The organism is Amycolatopsis decaplanina DSM 44594, from assembly GCF_000342005.1.
In the GTDB taxonomy this organism is placed as follows: Bacteria; Actinomycetota; Actinomycetes; order Mycobacteriales; family Pseudonocardiaceae; genus Amycolatopsis; species Amycolatopsis decaplanina.
The window spans coordinates 105,453-124,446 of the sequence record NZ_AOHO01000063.1 but is presented as its reverse complement, the minus strand read 5'-3'; the positions used below and the strand labels follow the sequence as shown (position 1 = coordinate 124,446).

22 protein-coding genes are annotated in these 18,994 nt (G+C 69.4%); 18 read left to right on the top strand and 4 right to left on the bottom strand.

Going from position 1 to position 18,994, the window contains the following annotated elements; genetic code table 11:
• Positions 1-90: 90 nt before the first annotated feature.
• From H074_RS22290 to dnaB, 12 genes are all read left to right on the top strand, one after another.
• Complete coding sequence (locus H074_RS22290; protein ID WP_007032322.1) at positions 91-891, top strand: hypothetical protein; 801 nt, start codon at positions 91-93, stop codon at positions 889-891.
• Positions 892-1,015: 124 nt separating this feature from the next.
• Positions 1,016-1,903 (top strand): hypothetical protein, encoded by an 888-nt coding sequence (locus tag H074_RS22285; protein WP_007032321.1) that lies wholly within the window; start codon positions 1,016-1,018, stop codon positions 1,901-1,903.
• A 118-nt stretch (positions 1,904-2,021) separates the two neighbouring features.
• Complete coding sequence (locus H074_RS22280) at positions 2,022-2,903, top strand: hypothetical protein (protein WP_007032320.1); 882 nt, start codon at positions 2,022-2,024, stop codon at positions 2,901-2,903.
• Between the two features lie 101 nt (positions 2,904-3,004).
• Entirely contained in the window at positions 3,005-3,325 is a 321-nt protein-coding gene (rpsF, locus tag H074_RS22275; RefSeq protein ID WP_200865803.1) for a 30S ribosomal protein S6, read from the top strand.
• A 17-nt stretch (positions 3,326-3,342) separates the two neighbouring features.
• Entirely contained in the window at positions 3,343-3,849 is a 507-nt protein-coding gene (locus tag H074_RS22270) for a single-stranded DNA-binding protein (RefSeq protein ID WP_007032318.1), read from the top strand.
• Positions 3,850-3,926: 77 nt separating this feature from the next.
• A complete protein-coding gene (gene rpsR / locus H074_RS22265; RefSeq protein ID WP_005168122.1) occupies positions 3,927-4,175 on the top strand; it encodes a 30S ribosomal protein S18 in 249 nt (82 codons plus the stop codon).
• A 12-nt stretch (positions 4,176-4,187) separates the two neighbouring features.
• Positions 4,188-4,643 carry a 50S ribosomal protein L9 gene (gene rplI, locus H074_RS22260; protein WP_005168124.1) on the top strand — a complete coding sequence of 152 codons (456 nt, stop codon included), beginning with the start codon at positions 4,188-4,190 and terminating at the stop codon, positions 4,641-4,643.
• A 175-nt stretch (positions 4,644-4,818) separates the two neighbouring features.
• Complete coding sequence (locus H074_RS22255) at positions 4,819-5,223, top strand: hypothetical protein (protein WP_007032317.1); 405 nt, start codon at positions 4,819-4,821, stop codon at positions 5,221-5,223.
• Complete coding sequence (locus tag H074_RS22250) at positions 5,223-5,822, top strand: DUF3558 domain-containing protein (protein WP_007032316.1); 600 nt, start codon at positions 5,223-5,225, stop codon at positions 5,820-5,822. The genes H074_RS22255 and H074_RS22250 overlap by 1 nt, the downstream gene beginning before the upstream one ends.
• A 3-nt stretch (positions 5,823-5,825) precedes the next feature.
• Positions 5,826-7,163, top strand: coding sequence for a PPE domain-containing protein (locus H074_RS22245; protein ID WP_007032315.1), 1,338 nt, complete (start codon positions 5,826-5,828; stop codon positions 7,161-7,163).
• A gap of 97 nt (positions 7,164-7,260) precedes the next feature.
• Positions 7,261-8,058, top strand: coding sequence for an ESX secretion-associated protein EspG (locus H074_RS22240; protein ID WP_007032314.1), 798 nt, complete (start codon positions 7,261-7,263; stop codon positions 8,056-8,058).
• 475 nt (positions 8,059-8,533) lie between these two features.
• Entirely contained in the window at positions 8,534-9,943 is a 1,410-nt protein-coding gene (dnaB, locus tag H074_RS22235) for a replicative DNA helicase (RefSeq protein WP_007032313.1), read from the top strand.
• A 150-nt stretch (positions 9,944-10,093) separates the two neighbouring features.
• On the opposite strand, the gene H074_RS22230 is transcribed toward dnaB, so the two are convergent.
• Entirely contained in the window at positions 10,094-11,203 is a 1,110-nt protein-coding gene (locus H074_RS22230; protein ID WP_007032312.1) for an FAD-dependent oxidoreductase, read from the bottom strand.
• A gap of 72 nt (positions 11,204-11,275) precedes the next feature.
• Here H074_RS22230 and H074_RS22225 point away from each other — a divergent pair, with 72 nt between their 5' ends.
• Positions 11,276-11,956, top strand: a complete 681-nt coding sequence (locus H074_RS22225; protein ID WP_007032311.1) for a TetR/AcrR family transcriptional regulator — start codon at positions 11,276-11,278, stop codon at positions 11,954-11,956.
• An 88-nt stretch (positions 11,957-12,044) separates the two neighbouring features.
• A complete protein-coding gene (locus H074_RS22220; RefSeq protein WP_007032310.1) occupies positions 12,045-13,223 on the top strand; it encodes a serine hydrolase domain-containing protein in 1,179 nt (392 codons plus the stop codon).
• A 122-nt stretch (positions 13,224-13,345) separates the two neighbouring features.
• On the opposite strand, the gene H074_RS22215 is transcribed toward H074_RS22220, so the two are convergent.
• A complete protein-coding gene (locus H074_RS22215) occupies positions 13,346-14,305 on the bottom strand; it encodes a helix-turn-helix transcriptional regulator (RefSeq protein ID WP_007032309.1) in 960 nt (319 codons plus the stop codon).
• Positions 14,306-14,394: 89 nt separating this feature from the next.
• On the opposite strand from H074_RS22215, the gene H074_RS22210 reads away from it, so the two are divergent.
• Positions 14,395-14,766, top strand: a complete 372-nt coding sequence (locus tag H074_RS22210) for a VOC family protein (protein ID WP_039923130.1) — start codon at positions 14,395-14,397, stop codon at positions 14,764-14,766.
• Here the strand turns inward: H074_RS22210 and H074_RS22205 are convergent.
• Positions 14,742-15,203, bottom strand: coding sequence for a MarR family winged helix-turn-helix transcriptional regulator (locus H074_RS22205; RefSeq protein WP_007032307.1), 462 nt, complete (start codon positions 15,201-15,203; stop codon positions 14,742-14,744). The genes H074_RS22210 and H074_RS22205 overlap by 25 nt on opposite strands.
• Before the next feature lie 63 nt (positions 15,204-15,266).
• On the opposite strand from H074_RS22205, the gene H074_RS22200 reads away from it, so the two are divergent.
• Together H074_RS22200 and H074_RS22195 are read left to right on the top strand one after the other, a co-directional pair.
• Complete coding sequence (locus tag H074_RS22200) at positions 15,267-15,635, top strand: hypothetical protein (protein ID WP_007032306.1); 369 nt, start codon at positions 15,267-15,269, stop codon at positions 15,633-15,635.
• Positions 15,636-15,695: 60 nt separating this feature from the next.
• A complete protein-coding gene (locus H074_RS22195; RefSeq protein WP_007032305.1) occupies positions 15,696-16,466 on the top strand; it encodes a dioxygenase family protein in 771 nt (256 codons plus the stop codon).
• On the opposite strand, the gene H074_RS22190 is transcribed toward H074_RS22195, so the two are convergent.
• Positions 16,463-17,629: an MFS transporter gene (locus H074_RS22190; protein WP_007032304.1), complete on the bottom strand. Its 1,167-nt coding sequence runs from the start codon at positions 17,627-17,629 to the stop codon at positions 16,463-16,465. The two genes, H074_RS22195 and H074_RS22190, sit on opposite strands and share 4 nt — an antisense overlap.
• A 90-nt stretch (positions 17,630-17,719) precedes the next feature.
• On the opposite strand from H074_RS22190, the gene H074_RS22185 reads away from it, so the two are divergent.
• On the top strand, positions 17,720-18,949 hold the full coding sequence (locus H074_RS22185; RefSeq protein ID WP_007032303.1) for an ROK family transcriptional regulator: 1,230 nt from the start codon (positions 17,720-17,722) through the stop codon (positions 18,947-18,949).
• The last annotated feature ends 45 nt before the right edge of the window (positions 18,950-18,994 follow it).

Here is an 18,994-nt window from a genome sequence, read left to right as displayed (position 1 = left end):
CGGCGCGGACCGGATGGTCACGCTCGTGGGGTAGCGTGAGCGCGTTCCGTTAGAACCGCGTTGGGTCTCGAGGGGCGGAGGACGAACTCGATGGGGAAGACTGCCGGGCGGATCACGGCTTGGGGTTTCGCGCTTTCGGTCACGGCCGGACTAGCGTTCCCGATGACCGCGACGGCCGCCGAGGAACCGAGCCCGACCCTTTCCGGCGATTGCGGATCGACGCTGCAGAACGGGAAGTCCTCCAACGGCCTCGTTCTCGACGCGGCCGCTCCGCTCGGCTCGCCCGAAGTCGCGACGATCGGTTTGGATTCGAAGGCCAAGACCGCCGAGGGCCGGAAGCCACTGCTCTCGTTGCCGGTCGGCGATCTGGTCAAGACGACCGGACTCACCGACAACGCGGTCGGAGACCTCGTCGCGCAGGGCGTCTGCAAGCCCGCGCAGGGCGTGGTGAACGCGGTCGGTGACCTCCCGCAGCGCGTGATCGACCCCCCGCAGATCATCGACCCGCCGAACCCTGCCCCTGAGCCGGAGCCCGAGCCGCCGAACCCCCAGCCCGAGCCCCCGAAGCCGGGCCAGCCCGGCGGTCCGGGCAGCGAACTCCCGGTCGAAACCGGCCCGGGTTCCTCCACCGGCATCGGCGGCGACTCGATCGCCGGCGTGATCAGCAACGCGGCACTGCTCCCCGGCAACTTCGTCCAGGCACCGGTGATCACCGAGATCATCCCCGGCGAGGTGCCGCCGCCCACCGTCGACGAGAGGGACACCGGCAACGCCCAAGCCGTCCAGGCGCCCGTCGCCCCGGCCAAGCTGCCGCTGCTGCTCGCGGTGCTGGCGCTGGCCGTCGTCGCCGCGGCTCTGGTCCGCGCTTGGTTGCGGGGTAAGCCCGCCTGATTTTCACCGTCCGTGACGCCCGCTTCCACTCGAATGCCTGACCTCTTCGAGTGAGCGGGCGTTACTCGTCTCCATTAGCGTCGTTGTGCGGGTAGGTGACCCCGACGACGGAGGAGTCGAAGGCATGCGCGAACGGACACGGAGGGCGACCGCCCTGGGTGCGTCGGCCTTCATTCTCGCGGGCTCGGCCGCCCTCGCCATGCCTGGCACGGCCGCCGCCGCCGAGACCAAGACCGCCGTCTGCGGTGGATCGGTGACCGCGAAGACCGGCGACACGATCCTCGGCACGACCCCGTTACTCGGCATTCCGCTCAACCTCGGCCAGGCCGGGACGGTCTCGGGGGTGCTCACGGGCACGATCAACGCGCTGCTCGGCACGGTCTGCAAGGTGACGGTGACCGTGGTGAACACCGTCGTCGCGCCGGTCCCGGTCGTCGGCGAACCCGCCGCGGAAGCGCTGAACGGCGCCGTCACCGGCACCACCCAGGCCTTGACCGGCGGCGGCAAGCCCGCCCCCGGAACCCAGCCCCAGCCGGGCAAACCAGCCCCCGGAACACCCGGCAGCGGCGGCCCGCAGACAGGCGGACCGGGTGCTCCCGCGCAGGGCGGCACTCCGGCGGGCGGCATCCCGGCGGCGAACAGCCCGCTGCTGCCCGGCACCTTCACCCCGAACTTCGGCAGCCTGCCGTGGGGCGTCAGCACAGGCTACGCCCCGATGCGCGACTACAGCTCGATCCCGATGGCGATGGCCGGTCTCTTCAGCCCGTCGCCCGGTCTCCGGTACGGCGGCCAGATCCCGGGTTACGCGCCGCAGTTCGGCGTGACGACCGAAAACCAGAGCGGGAACCCGGACGTCCAGAACGCGGGACAGGCCGAAGCGCTACCGAACGTGAGCGACGGATTCACTCAGGACGGGAAACTGCCGCTGCTGATCGCCGTTTTGGCACTCTCCGGAGTCAGCGCGGGGCTGGTCCGCACCTGGGTCCTCCGCCGAATGGCCGCTACAAGTTAGTCCTACCGCCTAGTATCTTTCTGGTCACTCCCTCGTTATCCCCGTTGGCAGTGTTTTTCCCGCTGGTGAAAACCTGATGCACTGCTTTACGCCCCCACCGACCCGGAGGATCGCGCTCGTGCGGAAGACCACCATCTGGCAGACCACCCGCAAGGCGCTCACCGTCACCGCACTCGCGACCATGGTCACCGGTGGCGCGCTCCTGACGGCGGGCACCGCCTCGGCGGCCACCACACTGGCGAACGCGTGCGGCGGCACCGTGAACGGCGGGATGGGCGACACCGTCGCGATCACCGGCACCTCGGTCAAGGAACTGGTGCGGGCGGGCGCGCGGGAGGCCGGCACGCTCGCCCTCTACGACGTCGCCGCGAACGACATCGCGAAGGTCAACACCATCAACGTCGGCGCGGTCCCGAACGCCGCGGGCGGTTCGGTCGACGGCAAGGCGATCGGCGCGGCCGTGCGTCAGGCGGTCAAGGACACCAAATCCTGGGGCCTCGGCCTCAACCCCGAGAAGACCCTCGACTCCATCGAGCACAAGGTCGCCGGCAGCTGCGGCCTGACCACGGTCGCGACGAACTACGTCGCCCCGGCCCTGCCGGTCCCGGGTACCACCGCCCCGCAGCAGGGCGGCACCGGCGGAGCGACCAACGGTGCTCCGTCGAGCACGAACCTGCTGTCCGGCGGCAGCAACGGCACCGGTTACGCCCCGCCGCGCGACTACGGCAACCTTCCGGTCGCGCAGCCGGGTGTCGCGGTGGCGCCGGGCGTGCGCTACCCGGCCAACAGCCCGCTCCCCGGCGAGGGTGCCCCGCAGTACGGCACCGAGGGACAGGCCGGGCAGGGTCCCGACGTCCGCAACGCGGGCAACGCCGAAGCGCTCGCGACCGACGGCATGCCCGGCGGCGACGTCCAGCTGCCGATGGTGCTCGCGGTGCTCGTGCTCGCCGGCGTGACCGCCGCGCTGGTCCGCACCTGGGTCCTGCGCCGCGTCTCCTGACGCCCGATCGGGAACGCCCGAAGCCGCCAGGTACGCTTACCTGGACAAACCCTCCTGCCACGGACAGTCCGTGGCCGCGAGCCCATAGGAGGTGAGTGGTTGTGTCACGCCATTACGAGGTAATGGTCATCCTGGACCCCACGCTCGACGAGCGTACGGTGGCCCCGACCCTGGACAACTTCCTCAACGTGATCCGCACTTCGGGCGGAAGCGTGGAGAAGGTCGACGTCTGGGGCCGCCGCCGGCTGTCCTACGAGATCAAGAAGCACGCCGAGGGCATCTACGCGCTCCTCGACCTGAACTCGACTTCGGAAGCGGTCAAGGAGCTGGACCGTCAGCTCTCGCTGCAGGAGACCGTGCTCCGCACCAAGGTCATGCGCCGCGAGATCAAGCGCGCCGCGACCGTCGCCGCCAAGGCCTGAGCCGAAGGACTTTCCCGATGGCTGGAGACACCGTCATCACGGTGATCGGCAACCTCACGTCCGACCCGGAGCTTCGCTTCACCCCTTCCGGTGCGGCGGTCGCGAACTTCACCGTCGCGTCCACCCCGCGCACGCTGGACCGTCAGTCCGGCGAGTGGAAGGACGGCGAGGCCCTGTTCCTGCGCTGCAACATCTGGCGCCAGGCGGCCGAGAACGTCGCCGAGTCGCTGACGCGTGGCGCGCGTGTCGTCGTGCAGGGGCGCCTCAAGCAGCGGTCTTTCGAGACCAAGGAAGGCGAGAAGCGCACGGTCGTCGAGCTCGAGGTCGATGAGATCGGCCCCTCGCTGCGCTACGCCACCGCCAAGGTGAACAAGGTCAGCCGTGGCACCGGTGGCGGTGGCGGCGGCTTCGGTGGTGGCGGCGGCGGTGGCCAGTCCGGCCCGCCCGCCGACGACCCGTGGGGTTCCGCCCCGCCCGCCGGTGGCGGCGGTGGCGGCGGTTTCTCCGACGAGCCGCCCTTCTGATCAGGCGCTCCCCCGCGGGCGAGAGCTCCGCGAGACGCCTCGAGACAACCACTACGTAGAAATCCAGGAGTAATACCGTGGCCAAGCCACCCATCCGCAAGCCCAAGAAGAAGGTCTGCGTGTTCTGCAAGGCCGAGAAGAAGGGCCGCCCGGAGAACATCGACTACAAGGACACCAACCTGCTTCGGAAGTACATCTCCGACCGCGGGAAGATCCGTGCCCGTCGCGTGACCGGCAACTGCAGCCAGCACCAGCGTGACATCGCCATCGCGGTCAAGAACTCCCGCGAGATGGCGCTGCTGCCCTACACCTCGACCGCACGCTAAGGAGGCACGTCAATGGCGAAGATCATTCTCACCACCGACGTCGCCAACCTCGGTGGGCCCGGCGACATCGTCGAGGTCAAGGACGGCTACGCACGCAACTACCTGCTCCCCCGCGGCTACGCCATCGTGGCCACCAAGGGCGCGGAGAAGAACGTGCGCACGATCAAGCGGGCGCAGGAGAGCCGTCGCATCCGCGACCTCGACCACGCCAAGGAGATCAAGGCGACCCTGGAGGGCCTCGGCGCCATCCAGCTGAGCGGCAAGGCGGCCGAGGGCTCGAAGAAGCTCTTCGGTTCGATCACCACCGCCGAGATCGTGGATGCGATCAAGGCCGCCGGTGGCCCGCTGCTCGACAAGCGCGTCATCGAGCTGAAGGACCACATCAAGACCGTGGGCAAGCACTCGGTCGGTGCCCGTCTGCACCCCGACGTCCGCGTCGACGTGCGGCTCGAGGTCAAGGCCAAGTAACACCGCTTCGGCAAAGGGCGGGACGTCTCCATCGCGGGGAGGTCCCGCCCTTTCGCTTTCCGTGCTGTCCTCGGAACCCCGCCCGGCCGGGCCACGTCTTAGGCTTGACTGGGGATCACGGCATTATCGAGACTCGACGTCGAGGCACGGGGACTCAAAAGGGGATCTGGAACCAATGGCTTACGACAGCAACGCCGAGCAGAACCGGCAGGAGAAGGTCACGGTGTCCGCACCTGCCAATCCTGACAAGCCGACGTCGGGCGGGGGTGGCGGCGGGTTCACCTTCGACAAGGACAAGATCGACGGCATCATCAAGAAGTGGACCGATCTGCAGGTCGAGCTCAAGAAGGACTACCGCGACGCCAACCTGATGGCGAACGTCAAGGCGCCGGGCAAGGAGTTCGCGAGCGGCGACTGGGAGAAGCTGGCGAACCCCTCGGGCAAGGCGTTTCTGGAGCAGAACCAGAAAATGCAGGACTACGTCCAGAACTACATCGATCAGCTGACCGCCGCCAAGCAGAAGATCGCCACGAACGAAGCCGAGACGCAGGCTTCGCTGAACAAGCACAAGGCCGTGTGATGCGCCGTTCCCTCATTCTTCTCGTCGCGGCCGGCGCGCTGGTCGCCGGCTGTTCGGGCACCAAGACCGGCACCGCCTCTTCGGAGCCTTCCTACACGACCGGGGCCGGTTCCCCGAGCGCGTCGAGCGGCTCGTCCGGCTCCGCGCCGAAGGTGTCGAATCCCCTGAACACCTCGTCGATCGAGAGCGACGCTTGTGCCGCGCTTTCCGCGGCGAAGCGATCCGAGCTCGGGCTCGGCGAAGGTGAGCGCGGGACCACGAGCGCGGGTCCCGGCTGTTCGCTCTTCGCCGCCGACGAAAAGCTGAACCAGATCGACATCAGCCCGGTGATCGCGAACAAGAACGGCCTGAGCGACGTCTACGACACGAAGGCCAACAACGACTACTTCGAGCCGACCGAGGTCTCCGGCTACCCGGCGGTGTACGCCGCGTCGCTCGACCACCGCAAGAACGGCAAGTGCGGTCTCTTCGTCGGCGTGACCGACCAGCTGTCCGTGAACATCCTGGTGCAGTACGACAGGGGGCCCGGCGCGAGCGATCCGTGTCCCGTCGCGCTCAAAGTGGGGGAAGCGATGATCGAGACGTTGAAGGAGGGCTGACGGATGTTCCTGCTGCCGATCATCGCCGGGTACTCGGCCTACAACCTGGCGACCACGAAATCCGGCGACTTCGAAGCGTCGGGCGGCGATCGCAAGATCGACTGCTACGACATCTGGGAGAAGATCGTCACCGGTCCGGGTACCGGGTCGATCCAGGAGGGCCAGGCCGCGGCGACCAGGCTCAAGGCCGGTTACCAGGACAGGCTGACCACCATCGACAACCTGTCGAAGGAGATGGACGCCGCCTGGACCGGTAAGAGCGCCGAAGCCGCGCAGCAGTCCGGCGCGCATCCGCTGCGGGTGTGGATGGACGACTCCGGCAAGAAGCTGGTGGACTCCGACAAGTACCTCGGCGAGCAGAACACCGCCTTCACCACGGTGAAGGCGAAGGTGCAGCAGGTCCCGAAGGACCCGCCGAAGAACAACCTGCTCAACTCCGTCACCCCGTGGACCACCGACACCGACCGCGCGATCCGGGACTACAACCAAAAGGGTCAAGCGAACGTCGACGCGTTCAACGAGTACTTCAAGGCCAGTTCCGAGAACGGCAAGAAGATGCCCACCTACAACAAAATGGAGGGGCAGAACACGAACGTCGACGTCAACGGCGGCAAGGGCGACGGCAAGGACAAGGACGGCGGCGGCCAGGGCGACCGGAACGGGAACAACGGCATGCCGGGCATCTCGACGCCGCCCGGTTCGATGCCGCCCGGCGGTATGCCGAACGTCCCCAGTCCGAACATCCCCGGTTCGAACATGCCGGGTATCGGCACGCCGGGCTCGAACCTTCCGGGCAGCAATCTGCCGGGCTCGAATCTTCCCGGGTCGAATCTGCCGGGGTCGAACCTGCCCGGCGGGCAGTACAACCCGAACATCCCCGGCAGCAACTACAAGCCGCCGTCCTGGGACGACGGGACGAACGCGTCCGGTTACACCCCGCCGAAGATCCCCGGCGCCGGCGGCTTCGGTCCTGGTGGTGGCGGAGGCGGTGGCGGCGGCTTCGGCGGCACCGACATCCCCGGTGCGGGCGGTTTCGGCCCGGACGGAGGTTTCGGTCCCGGCGGCGGCTTCGGCCCCGGCGGCGGGAGTGGCGCGGCCATGCCCGGCAACGCGGGTGCGATGGGCGGCGCGGGCATGGGCGGCGGCGCGGGTGGTTCCGGTTCGGGAGCGGGTCGCGGCGCGGGCGGAATGATGGGCGGGATGGGCGGTATGGGAGCCGGTGGCGCCAGGGGGAAGGGCGGCGAGGACGAGGAGCGCAGCTCCAAGTTCCTCGTCGGCGACGATCCCAACGAGATCTTCGGAACCGACGAACTCACCGCACCGCCGGTGATCGGCGAGTAGTCACCACGAGCGGGCCGGGCGCGTGCCAAGATTGGTGCCGCGCCCGGCCTGTCTTGTTCCGGGCTGGACGAACAAGAACGACTAGGGGGCAGTTCCGGTGCTGGACAAGCAGGTCACGATCACGACCGGCACCCTCATCACGCTGATCCGCCGCCGGGGCGGCGAACCGCACACGATCCTGTCGGAAACACCGACCTGGTACGACGAGGACGCGCAGCGAGCCGAGGACGAGCGGACCAACGAGGAGCTGGCGAGCCAGGGCCTTTTCGGCGCCCGGGGCCTGCACCCCGGATTCAAGGCGACGCTCGAAGCGATCGCCCGGCCGTCGCTGGAGTACTACGGCTGGGTCGACGGCGGGTTCGAGGGCAAGGCGCTGAGCTTCACCCTGCTCGCGGGGAGCGCCGGTGGAGAGGGCTTCGTACTCGCCCGCCACAGCGAGCACGACGGCGTCGCGCTCGCGTCGGTGCGGCCCGAAGAGCTGCTCACCGAGTTCCTCGACCAGATCCCGAAGCTCGCGCCGGGACGCGGGCGGCCGGTCGCCGTCCCGAAGAGTCAGGTCGAAGCGCCGCGCTCGTCGTCGACGGCGCAGGACGAGGGCTTCGAGGTGCTTCGCAGCGGACGGCAGAGCGCCGGCAGCCAGGAGGCGGACGAGCTTCGCCGCATCCTCGCGTTACGCCGTTTGGGGAGTGGAAGCCTCTACGTCGCGGCCCGCGGCCGAAGCGGCGCGCGGCAGCGAATCGAACGCCCGGTGAACTACATCGATACGTCCGAGGGCCGGTGGCTGACCGAAGAGGTACCGGGGAGTGGCGAGCCGAGGATCGCCTTCACACCCGCCGACCAGCAGGTTCTCGGAGAACGACTACGGAGCGCACAGGGCAGGTTGTTCGCGTCCTGAATTTCACACCGTGCAGCCCGGCGGGCCACCCCTCTACCCTCCGTGGCATTCATCCACAGGGCACCCCTGTGCGCCCGCGTGCGACACGCCGAACGACGAGTTTCGCCCGACACGCCGCACGGATTTGAATAAAGTTCTCCACAGTGTCTCCACAGGCCCTGACCAGCGCTTTTGTCAGACCATCCCACCGTTGCCCACAAGTTGTACACAGGCTTCGGCTCACCTGTGAAGGGTTGCCCGCAGTCATCCCCAGGTTATCCACAGGGCGGTCCCCAGGCGAAATTGCGCCGGTCCTTTCGGGGGGCCTACCGTGCCCGCCGGGCCGGTACACACAGTGGCGGCCATCCGGCCCGGGAGGGGAACACAGGGGAGCGCCGGGAGCCGCGAGAGGGGCAGGCGGGCGCGGGCGGACCGACCGGGGAAATTCTGGCACAATCGAACGCGTGTTCGATGTCTTGAGGAGGTGGCAGCAGCGGTGGCGCTGACCGACGACCGCAATCCGATGTACGCGGAGTCCGACCCGGGTCCCGGTGACCCCGGTCCGCGTGGCGGCGAGTACGACCGCCAGCCTCCGCAGGACATCGCGGCCGAGCAATCCGTGCTCGGCGGCATGCTGCTGTCGAAGGACGCCGTCGCCGACGTCATCGAAGCCCTGGGTCCCGACGACTTCTACCGGCCCGCGCATCAGGCGATCTACGACGTCATCCTCGACCTCTACGGACGCGGCGAACCCGCCGACCCGATCACCGTCTCCGCCGAACTGGAACGCCGCGGCGAGCTGGGCCGCGTCGGCGGCGCCCCGTATCTGCACACCTTGATCGCGACGGTGCCGACGGCGGCGAACGCCGGGTACTACGCCGAGATCGTCTCCGAGAAGGCGGTGCTGCGGCGCCTGGTCGAAGCGGGCACGCGGATCGTGCAGTACGGCTACGGCGCGGCCGCGGCCGACGGCGCGAACATCGACGAGGTCGTCGACCGCGCGCAGGCCGCGATCTACGACGTCACCGAACGGCGCACCAGCGAGGACTACGTCGCGCTGGAAGAACTGCTCCAGCCGACCATGGACGAGATCGACGCGATCGCGTCGCGCGGCGGGCAGTCGCAGGGCATCCCGACCGGGTTCGCCGACTTCGACGATCTGACCAACGGCCTGCACCCCGGCCAGATGATCATCGTCGCGGCGCGTCCCGGTGTCGGGAAATCGACCCTGGGACTCGATTTCGCCCGGTCGGCGTCCATCAAACACGGTCTGACCAGCGTCATCTTCTCGCTGGAAATGAGCAGGACCGAGATCGTCATGCGCATGCTCTCGGCCGAGGCGAGGATCCGCCTGGCGGACATGCGCGGTGGCAAGATGTCCGACGACGACTGGACGCGGCTCGCGCGCCGGATGAGCGAGGTCTCCGAGGCGCCGCTGTTCGTCGACGACTCGCCGAACATGACGATGATGGAGATCCGGGCGAAGGCCCGGCGGCTCAAGCAGCGCAACGATCTCAAGCTCGTCGTCCTCGACTATCTCCAGCTGATGACCTCGGGCAAGCGCGTCGAGTCCCGGCAGCAGGAGGTCTCGGAGTTCTCGCGGCAGATGAAGCTGCTGGCCAAGGAGATCGAGGTCCCGGTGATCGCGATCAGTCAGCTGAACCGTGGTCCCGAGCAGCGGACCGACAAACGCCCGATGCTGTCCGACCTCCGTGAGTCCGGCTCGCTGGAGCAGGACGCCGACCTCGTCATCCTGGTCAACCGTCCCGACGCCTGGGAGCGGGACGACCCGCGGGCGGGCGAGGCGGACCTGATCATCGCGAAGCACCGTGCCGGGCCGACGGCGACGATCACCGTCGCGCACCAGCTGCACTACAGCCGCTTCGTCGACCTGTCGCACGACTAGCTCAGGAAGTCGATGACGTCCTCGCTGAAGCGGCGGTCGGTCATCACGGTGTGGTGCCTGCGTCCTTCGTAGCGCTTGAGTTCGCCGTGGCGCACCCCGTCCGCCACCAGTCAGCCCCAGGAGCAGCACTGCCTGACCGGGGGAACGACCTCAGTCCGGCTGGAAGAACGCGAGCATCTTCCGCGCGGCGTCCGGCGCCGTCAGGAGTTCCTGGATCCGGGCGGACATCCGCGCGGCGGCGCCGGTGCGTTCGAACATCTCGCGTTCGTACTCCTTGACGGCGGTGGGGATGTCGTCCGGATGCGCGGCCAGCGCGAGACCGAGCCGGGCGCCGTCGAGCAGGGCCATGTTGGCGCCCTCGCCCACCGGCGGCATCAGGTGCGCGGCGTCGCCGAGCAGCGTGACGTCCGGCGCCGGCTCCCAGGTCAGGCCGAGCGGCAGGGCGGTGATCGGCCGCGGCACGACGAGGTCGTCACAGGCCTCGATCAGCGCGATGAACCGCGGGTCCCAGCCGGAAAGCAGCTCGATCAGCCGCGCCCTGGCGGCCGCCGGGTCGTCGAACGGGATCCCGCTGGTTTCGAACCAGTCCTCGGCGGTGTTGTAGAAGCCCAGGCCGATCCGGACGCGGCCGTCACCGTTGCGCTGCGCCGCCAGGGACTTTCCGTCGCCGAGCACCCAGTAGTTGCCGCGGCCGACCATCGCCGCGAGGTCGGGATGCGTGCGGTCGATGTCGGGGATCCCGACCTCGACGACGTTATGGCCGAGATGCGCCGGGCGGGCGTCGGTGAGCAGCGCGCGGACCCGGGAGTTCGCGCCGTCGGCGCCGACCAGCAGGTCGTAAGCCGCACTCCTGCCGTCGGTGAAGCGCACCACGCCGTCTTCCGCGGACTCGTACGCGTGCCCCCAGCGAACCGTGTGCTCGGGAAGGGAGTCCAGCAGCAGGTCACGCAGGTCGGCGCGATCGACCTCGGGCCGGTCGAGCGGGGCGTCGTCGGGCGTGTCCTCCTGGAGCAGGAGGGTGCCGTCCGGCTCCAGAAGCTTCATGTCCTGCCCCTCGCCCCGGGCGATCTCGTGGAACCGGTCGATCAGGCCGGCCTCGCGCAGCGCCTGCTGGCCGGAATGGATGTCGAGCATGCCGCCCTGACCGCGCGCTTCACGCGACGCTTCCCGTTCGTAGACGACGGCGTCGATGCCGTTGACGTGCAAAACACGGGCAAGGGCCAGGCCGCCGAGGCCCGCTCCGACGATGGCGATGGTCATGATCGCCCCTTCCTTCGATACACCGTATTGACCAATACACTGTATCGATCGATGCGATGTATTGTCACCCGCATGGTGGTGTGGGAGCGGCCGGAGCCGCCGAGTCGGCCCGCTCTGGCCCCGCTGAGCCGGGAGCTGATCGTGCGGGCGGCGATCCGGCTCGCCGACGCGGACGGGCTGGACGCGGTGTCCTTGCGCAAGATCGCCACCGCGCTGGACGCGGGACCGATGCGGTTGTACGGCTACATCGAAGGCAAAGACGAGTTGCTCGACCTGATGGTCGACGCCGCCCACGCCGAGATCCGGCCCGCCGGAGACGACTGGCGTGAGATGCTGCGGTCTCTCGCCGACGCCACGCGGAGAGCCGTACACCGGCACGAATGGCTCGCCGATCTCCTGGGCGGCCGACCCCAGCTCGGGCCGAACGCGCTGGCCAACGCGGAGACCGTGATGGCGGCCTTGGGCGAGGTCGGGGTGGACTCCGTGATGCCGGTGGTCTCGGCCGTCAACGCTTACACGATCGGCGCGGTCCGCCGGGAGATCGCCGAGCGGCGCGCGGAACGCGCCACCGGGATGGACGAGAGACGCTGGCAGGCCACGCTCGGGCCCTATCTGGAGCGGTCCTTCGCCACCGGCAAACTCCCCGCGCTGGCCACGGTGGTGCGCGACGCCGTCCACCTGAACGCCGACGAGACCTTCCGGATGGGCCTCGATTTCCTCCTCGACGGCATCGAAGCCCGCATCTCAGGCTGACGCGCGAACCCGAATTCGTCCATGATCGGCGGTCCCATGTCAGCGCCGTGGCCGTCCCGTGTCAGCGCGGCCCGCGAACGTGGTCGCCATGACCAAGACACTGAAGACCTTCCGCCGCATCGGACTCACCGCGCTGGCCGCCGCACTGCTGGCGGGCGTGACCGCGCCGGCCGCCTCCGCCGGACAGGACCGCCCGGAGCTGCGGCAAGCCGTCCAGGAGTTCGTCGACGCGGGCTTCGCCGGAATGCAGCTGCGCGTCCGTGACGAGCGGGGCGAATGGACCGGCAGTGCCGGGGTGCGCGAGCTGGGCGGGACCGCGAAACCGCCGGCCGATGGCCACTTCCGCGTCGGCAGCACCACGAAGAACTTCACCGCGACCCTGGTGCTGCAGCTGGTGGCCGAGGGCAGGATCGGGCTCGACACCCCGGTGGCGGGTCTCCTTCCCCGATTCGGGCTGGACTCGCGGATCACCGTGCGGATGCTGCTGCAGCACACCAGTGGGCTGTTCAACCACACCGGCCAGTACAACCCGGACGGGACGGTCACACCGGGAACCCCTTGGGCGGGCAAGGAATGGGTGGACAAGCGGTTCCACACCTACCAGCCCGAGGAACTGGTTCGGCTGGCGGTTTCCAAGCCCCCGGTCTTCGCACCGGGAGCGGGCTGGAGCTACTCCAACACCAACTACGTGGTGGCCAGGCTGCTGGTCGAGAAGCTCACCGGCCGTCCCTTCGCCGACGAGCTCGACCGGCGGATCCTGCGGCCGCTCAAGCTGCGTGACACCCTGTCACCGGGAGCGTGGGCCGGGATGCCCAAGCCGTACGCCCACGCCTACTACCGCTACGAGGACGCCGGCCAGTGGAAGACGCTCGACGTCACCCACCAGAACCCGTCCTGGATCTCCAGCGCCGGTGACATGATCTCGACGACCAAGGATCTCCAGACGTACTTTTCCGCGCTGCAGAGCGGAAAGCTCCTCCCGACCTGGCTGCTGACCGAGATGCGCAAGACGCACCCCGGCAGCGAAAGCCTGTACGGCTTCTACGGTCTCGGGCAGTTCTCGCAGGACCTGGGCCCGGGCTGCGTCGGTACCGTCCTCAACCACAACGGCGGCCTCAACGGCTACGGATCGCTGATGTACAGCACGCCGGACGGCAGCAAGACACTGACCGCGTCGGTCACCGGCGGGGACGCCGAGAACGACCCGGCGCAGGCATTCCCGGCCGCGCTGAACAAGCTCGTCCGGACGGTGTTCTGCGGCAAGTGAGAAAGACCGGAACGGCCGGCGGCTACCCGTCGGCCGTTTCGTCGTCGAGGTGCGCCAGCCTGGCGGTGAGATCGTCGACGAAGCGGTCAGGGGTGGAGCGGAAGAGCCGGCGCATTCGGCGCTCACCCTTCCCGAGCCCGCTCCGCCAGCCGTCCTGCCAGCGCGCTGACCAGGTCGCGGAGCTCGCCGGGCCGCTCGATCACGAACGGCCGGTCGAGCGCGGCGAGCAGCGACGGGATCCAGTCCAGCCGCTGCGCCCGGATCCGGGCACGCACCCAGTCGCCGTCCGTTTCCAGGGTGGCCACGGACGGCGGGAATGCGGCACGGATCTGCTCGGGCGTCGCCTGGATCCGCACGGAGACGTCGTGTCCGTGCGGCGTCTCGGCCAGCGCGGTCAGCACTCGTTCGGCCGGGTCGAAGCCGTCGGGCGCCTCGAAGGTCCCGGCCTTCGCCTCGGCCGACTTGATCCGGTCGACGCGGAAGGTGCGCACCTCGCCGCTGGCCGAATCGAAGCCGGTCAGATACCACCGGCCGGAGTGCGCCACGACGCCATAGGGATGGACGACGCGTTCGCTGGCACCGCCGTGCCCGGCGAGGTACGCGAGTCCGACCGGATGCCGGTCCCGTGCCGCCTCCGCGACGGTGAGCAGCACCTCGGCTTCGGCCGACAGGGCTTTCCTGGCGGGCGACGTGAAGTCGGCGGTCTCCAGCAGCGCGTTCAGCCGGCGGCCCAGCGCTTCGGGAAGCACGCGGCGGACTTTCGAGACCGCGCTCTCGACGGCGGCGACCGACGTGGTGATCAACCCCGCGCGCCGTCCCGCGACCAGGCCGAGCAGGACTGCCAGTGCCTCTTCGTCGGTGAGCATCAGCGGCGGCATCCGGTAGCCGGGGGCCAGCCGATAGCCGCCGTACCGGCCGCGCACCGAGCGGACCGGGATGTCCAGCTCGACGAGGTGCTCGGCGTAACGGCGGACGGTGCGTTCGTCCACGTCGAGCCGCCCCGCGAGCTCGGCGACGGTGCGCGTCCCACCGCTCTGGAGGATCTCCAGCAACGCGAGCACGCGGGCGATGGGCCGGGTCACGGCGAAAGCGTCCCAATACCGGGCGGATCCTGTCCAGTATTGCTCCTAGCGTGGCCGGTGTCCGCTTTCCGGCACCGAAAGGATCCACCGTGCAGTTCGTTTCCGTCCGTGTGATCACCCACGACGTCGCCCGCCTCGCCGGGTTCTACGAGAAGGCGACCGGCCTCGCCGCGCGATGGCGCTCCGAGCAGTTCGCGGAGCTCGTCGGCCCGTCGTGCACCTTGGCGATCGGCAGCGCCGAGACGATGACCCTGTTCGGCGCGGCCGCCGCGGTGCCCGAGTCGAACCGGACCACGATCCTCGAGTTCCGGGTCAAGGACGTCGACCGGGAGTACGCGCGGCTGGCCGATCTGGCCGAGATCGTGCAGGAGCCGTCCACGATGCCGTGGGGAAACCGGTCCCTGCTGTTCCGCGATCCCGACGGCAACCTGGTCAACTACTTCACGCCGAGTGCGCCGTAGTTCCGGACGAACGCGGTCAGCAGCCGCGCGAACTCGCGGCGGTCGCCGTCCGTCCAGTCCGCCATCGCCTCGGCGAACACCGAGCGGCGGAATTCGTGCATGCGCGTCACTTCGGCGTGTCCCGCGTCGGTGAGCACGAGGACGGCGCGGCGGCCGTCGCGCTGATCGGCTTCACGCCGGAGGAAACCGCCCTCGACCGCGCGAGCGACCAGGCGGCTCGCGCGCGGCTGGTCGATGGTCAGCGCCGCCGCGAGGCTGGTGACGGTGCCCGGTTCGCCGCTCTCCTCGGCCGCCTCGACGGCATCGAGGAGCCCCTGTATCGCCTGGTCCAGCATGGTTTCGGCGCGATCGCGGGCGAGTTTCGACAGCGATCGCCTCGCCTGGCTCCGCCGGATGGCGATCATCGCGCGTTCCACGTCGGCCACGGCGTCCGTCATTGCCCGTCCTCACCAAGTGCATGTACTTTTACATGTAGTTGTCGCCTACATGAAGGAGTATCCATGAAGCCCATCGGATTCTGGTTCGCCCACCTCCACCAGGCCCTCGAATCTTCCCTGGAACAGGTCTTGGCGGACGAAGCGCTGACCCGCCGCCACTGGCAGGTGCTGAACACGATCGACAGCGGAGCCCCCATCGACGAGGCACTGTCGCCGTTCGGAGAACCACGGGAAACCGTCGCCGACCTGCGGACTCGCGGTTGGATCGACGACGAAGGCGCCCTGACCCGCGCCGGCCGGGAGGCGCATCTCCGGCTGAAGACCAAGGTCGGCGAGTTCCGCTCGCGCGCGACCGAAGGCATCAGCGACGACGACTACCGGACGGCGGTCGGCGTACTGGAACGGATGGCGGCGAACCTCGCGCGGGAATAAGGCGGAACCGGGCGACGTCGTCTATCCTGGTAGTTGAAAGTTCAAACACCTGGAGCTGACATGACCCCGGTGCTTTACCTCAGCCACGGCGCACCGCCGCTCGCCGACGACGCCACCTGGACCCGCCAGCTCGCCCGCTGGTCGGCCGACCTCGAGAAGCCGAAGGCGATCCTCGTCGTCTCGGCGCACTGGGAAGAGGCACCGCTGACCCTCGGTGCCACCACCACGGTGCCGCTGGTCTACGACTTCTGGGGCTTCCCCGATCGCTACTACCAGGTGAAATACGCCGCGCCCGGCGCTCCCGAGCTGGCGGACAAGGTGCGGAAACTCCTGCGCTCGTCCCAGACGCCGGTCCACGACGCGCCCGACCGCGGCCTCGACCACGGCGCGTACGTCCCGCTCGTGGAGATGTACCCGGACGCCGGCATCCCGGTGCTGCAGGTGTCCATGCCGTCGCTGGACCCGCGGGAACTGTTCGACCTCGGCCGGAAGCTCGCGCCGCTGCGTGACGAGGGCGTGCTGATCATCGGCAGCGGCTTCTTCACCCACAACCTGAACGCGATGCGCCAGACCGACGGCACCGACGGGAAACCGCCGTCGTGGTCGAGCGAATTCGACCACTGGGGTGCGGAAACCCTGCGCGAGGGCGACCTCGACGCGTTGCTGGATTTCCAGCACAAGGCCCCCGCCGCGGCCATCGCGCACCCCAGGATCGAACACTTCGCCCCACTGTTCGTCTCGCTCGGCGCGAGCTCGTCGGAAGGGAAGGGCGAGACCGTCATCGACGGCTACTGGTACGGCCTCGCCAAACGCTCCCTTCAGTTCGACTAGCGGGATCGAAGGACGCCGGCGCCCGCCACCAGGCCGAGCGCCAGCAGCGTGACCACCGCGAAGGACACCGTCAGCGACGTCAGGTCGGCGATCCCGCCGATCAGCGACGGCGCGACGAGACCAGACGAATAGGTGATGGTCGCGACGCCCGCGATCGACTGGCTCGGCGTCGGCCCGCTGCGTCCGGCCGCCGCGAAGGCGAGTGGCACGACGACGGAGACGCCGAGCCCGATCAACCCGAAACCGGCCATCGCCATCACCGGATGGACGGCGAAGACGACCAGCAGACCGCCCGCGGTCGCGAAGGCGCCACCCGCACGGACGGTCTTGACCGAGCCGAAGCGCCGCACCAGCGCGTCGCCCGAGAGGCGGGCCACCGCCATCGTGCAGGTGAACGCGGTGGTCGACGCCGCCGCGATCCCCGGCGAGGTGCCGAGGACGTCACGCAGGTAGACCGCGGACCAGTCGAGGCTCGCTCCTTCGGCGAAGACGGCGCAGAACGCGACGGCACCGATGATCACGGCCGACTTCGGCGGCAGCGCGAACCTCGGCGGCGGGTTCTCGTCGGGCGCGCTGCGGACATCGAAGACGCCCTGGCAGATGAGCGCTCCGGCAACGGTGAGCACGGCCGACGCGATCGCGAAGTGGACGCGGGCGTCCATCCCGGCGTGCGCGGCGAGCGTGCCCGCGGCGGAGCCGACGAGCGCACCGGTGGTCCACATGCCGTGCAGCCCCGACATGACCGACTTGCCCATTTTCTCCTCGACGTCGACGCCGAGGGCGTTCATCAGCACGTCCGAGGTGCCCGCCGCGGTGCCCATGACGAACAGCGCGAGACACAGCGTGCTGAGGTTTCCCGCCAGCGACGGGAGGATCAGCGCCAGCGTCCAGTACGCCAGCAGCAGCCGGAGCCCCAGCCTGCCGCCGAGCCGGTGCCCGATCCGCGCGGCGAGCGGCATGGTGAGCGAAGCACCGATGGCGGGGAAGGCGAGCGCGAGGCCGAGCTGGCCCGCGCTGATCCCCGCGTGTTCCTGGATCCACGGGATCCGGGTGGCGAAACTGCCGGTCACCGCGCCGTGCACGGCGAAGACGGCGGCGATGGCGACCCGCGCCTGCCGCACTCGCCGCGTCGGCCCGCCGACGGTTTCCACTGTGTTGGTCACTGGGCCCCCAAGGTCCATGAGACGACTCGACGACGTGAGCGTAAACTATCAGGAAGGGAACCTGATAATTATTTCTGGGAGGATCTGCCGGTGAGTGTCATCCGGACGCCGTCCGCCTCCCCGAGCACGGCGCGTGCCATCAACGACCGCCTCGCCCTCGACCTGCTCCACCGCCAAGGCTCGCTGACGGCCGCCCAGCTCAAGACGTTGACCGGTCTTTCCCGGCCGACGGTGGCGGACCTCGTCGAACGCCTGCAGGACGCCGGCCTGATCGAGATCGTCGGCGAGGCGGGCGCCGAACGCCGGGGCCCGAACGCGAAGCTGTACGGCATCGTCGCCGAACGCGCGTACCTCGCCGGACTCGACGTCCGCACCCACGGCCTGGCCGTTTCGGTCGCGGACCTGTTGGGCCGGACCCGCGCGGAGGCCTCGCTGCCGTTCGACCCGGACGTCGACACCGACGTGGCCGTGGAGCGGGCGATCGCCCTGCTGAAGGCCACCACCGCCGAGGCGGGTGCGACCACGCTGCACACGATCGCCGTCGGCGCTCCCGGTCTCGTCGACCCGGCGACCGGCGGTCTGCGGCACGCCGGGGGCTTGCCCGCGTGGCACGGGAAACTCGTCGACGAACTCCGGCGACGGCTCGGTGTCCCGGTGCTGCTGGAGAACGAGGTCAACCTCGCGGCCGCCGCCGAACAGCGACTCGGCGCCGCCCGCGACCGGGACACGTTCGTCCTGCTGTGGCTCGGTTTCGGGGTCGGCGCGGCCGTCGTCCTCGACGGTTCGCTGCGGCGGGGCGCGTCGGGCGGCGCGGGCGAGATCGGGTTCCTGCCGTTGCTGGGCCCCGGACGGCTCCCGACGGCGACAGACTGCGACGGCGGCTTCCACACGCTGGCGGGCAGCGCCGCGATCTGCGAACTGGCCCGCGAGCACGGCATCCCTGCTTCGTCGGCCGACGATGCCGCGGCGGCCGAAGCGGCTGTCGGGTACGCGATCGATACGGACGCAGGGGACGCCGGGGCTTTTCTCGAGATCGTCGCGGAACGGATCGCGATCGGCGCCGCCGCGGTCACCGCGGTACTGGACCCTGGCTGTCTCGTATTGGGCGGGGAGATCGGCCGTGCCGGCGGCGACGCGCTGGCGGCCAGGGTGAGCCGTCGGCTCGCGGAGATCTCGCCGCTGCGGACCGAGGTGCGGGCGGGGACCGTCGGCGGGAGCGGGGTGCTGGAAGGAGCGGTGCTGACCGCGATGAACGCGGCTCAGGACGCGCTTTTCACCCCGGGCGGCCCAGGGGCTGAAGGGGACTTTCCCCGCATCTGACGAGGCGAAGGGCGCTTTCACCGCATGCGATGCGGGGAAAGCGCC

Excerpts from the sequence above, each read along its gene's own strand:
- H074_RS22270 (WP_007032318.1), top strand. The coding sequence starts at position 3,343 with ATGGCTGGAGACACCGTCATCACGGTGATCGGCAACCTCACGTCCGAC.
- H074_RS22230 (WP_007032312.1), bottom strand. The coding sequence starts at position 11,203 with ATGACCATCGCCATCGTCGGAGCGGGCCTCGGCGGCCTGGCCCTTGCC.
- H074_RS22205 (WP_007032307.1), bottom strand. The coding sequence starts at position 15,203 with ATGACGGACGCCGTGGCCGACGTGGAACGCGCGATGATCGCCATCCGG.
- H074_RS22220 (WP_007032310.1), top strand. The coding sequence starts at position 12,045 with ATGACCAAGACACTGAAGACCTTCCGCCGCATCGGACTCACCGCGCTG.
- H074_RS22195 (WP_007032305.1), top strand. The coding sequence starts at position 15,696 with ATGACCCCGGTGCTTTACCTCAGCCACGGCGCACCGCCGCTCGCCGAC.
- H074_RS22200 (WP_007032306.1), top strand. The coding sequence starts at position 15,267 with ATGAAGCCCATCGGATTCTGGTTCGCCCACCTCCACCAGGCCCTCGAA.
- H074_RS22250 (WP_007032316.1), top strand. The coding sequence starts at position 5,223 with ATGCGCCGTTCCCTCATTCTTCTCGTCGCGGCCGGCGCGCTGGTCGCC.
- rplI (WP_005168124.1), top strand. The coding sequence starts at position 4,188 with ATGGCGAAGATCATTCTCACCACCGACGTCGCCAACCTCGGTGGGCCC.
- H074_RS22245 (WP_007032315.1), top strand. The coding sequence starts at position 5,826 with ATGTTCCTGCTGCCGATCATCGCCGGGTACTCGGCCTACAACCTGGCG.
- H074_RS22255 (WP_007032317.1), top strand. The coding sequence starts at position 4,819 with ATGGCTTACGACAGCAACGCCGAGCAGAACCGGCAGGAGAAGGTCACG.
- H074_RS22290 (WP_007032322.1), top strand. The coding sequence starts at position 91 with ATGGGGAAGACTGCCGGGCGGATCACGGCTTGGGGTTTCGCGCTTTCG.
- H074_RS22285 (WP_007032321.1), top strand. The coding sequence starts at position 1,016 with ATGCGCGAACGGACACGGAGGGCGACCGCCCTGGGTGCGTCGGCCTTC.
- H074_RS22225 (WP_007032311.1), top strand. The coding sequence starts at position 11,276 with ATGGTGGTGTGGGAGCGGCCGGAGCCGCCGAGTCGGCCCGCTCTGGCC.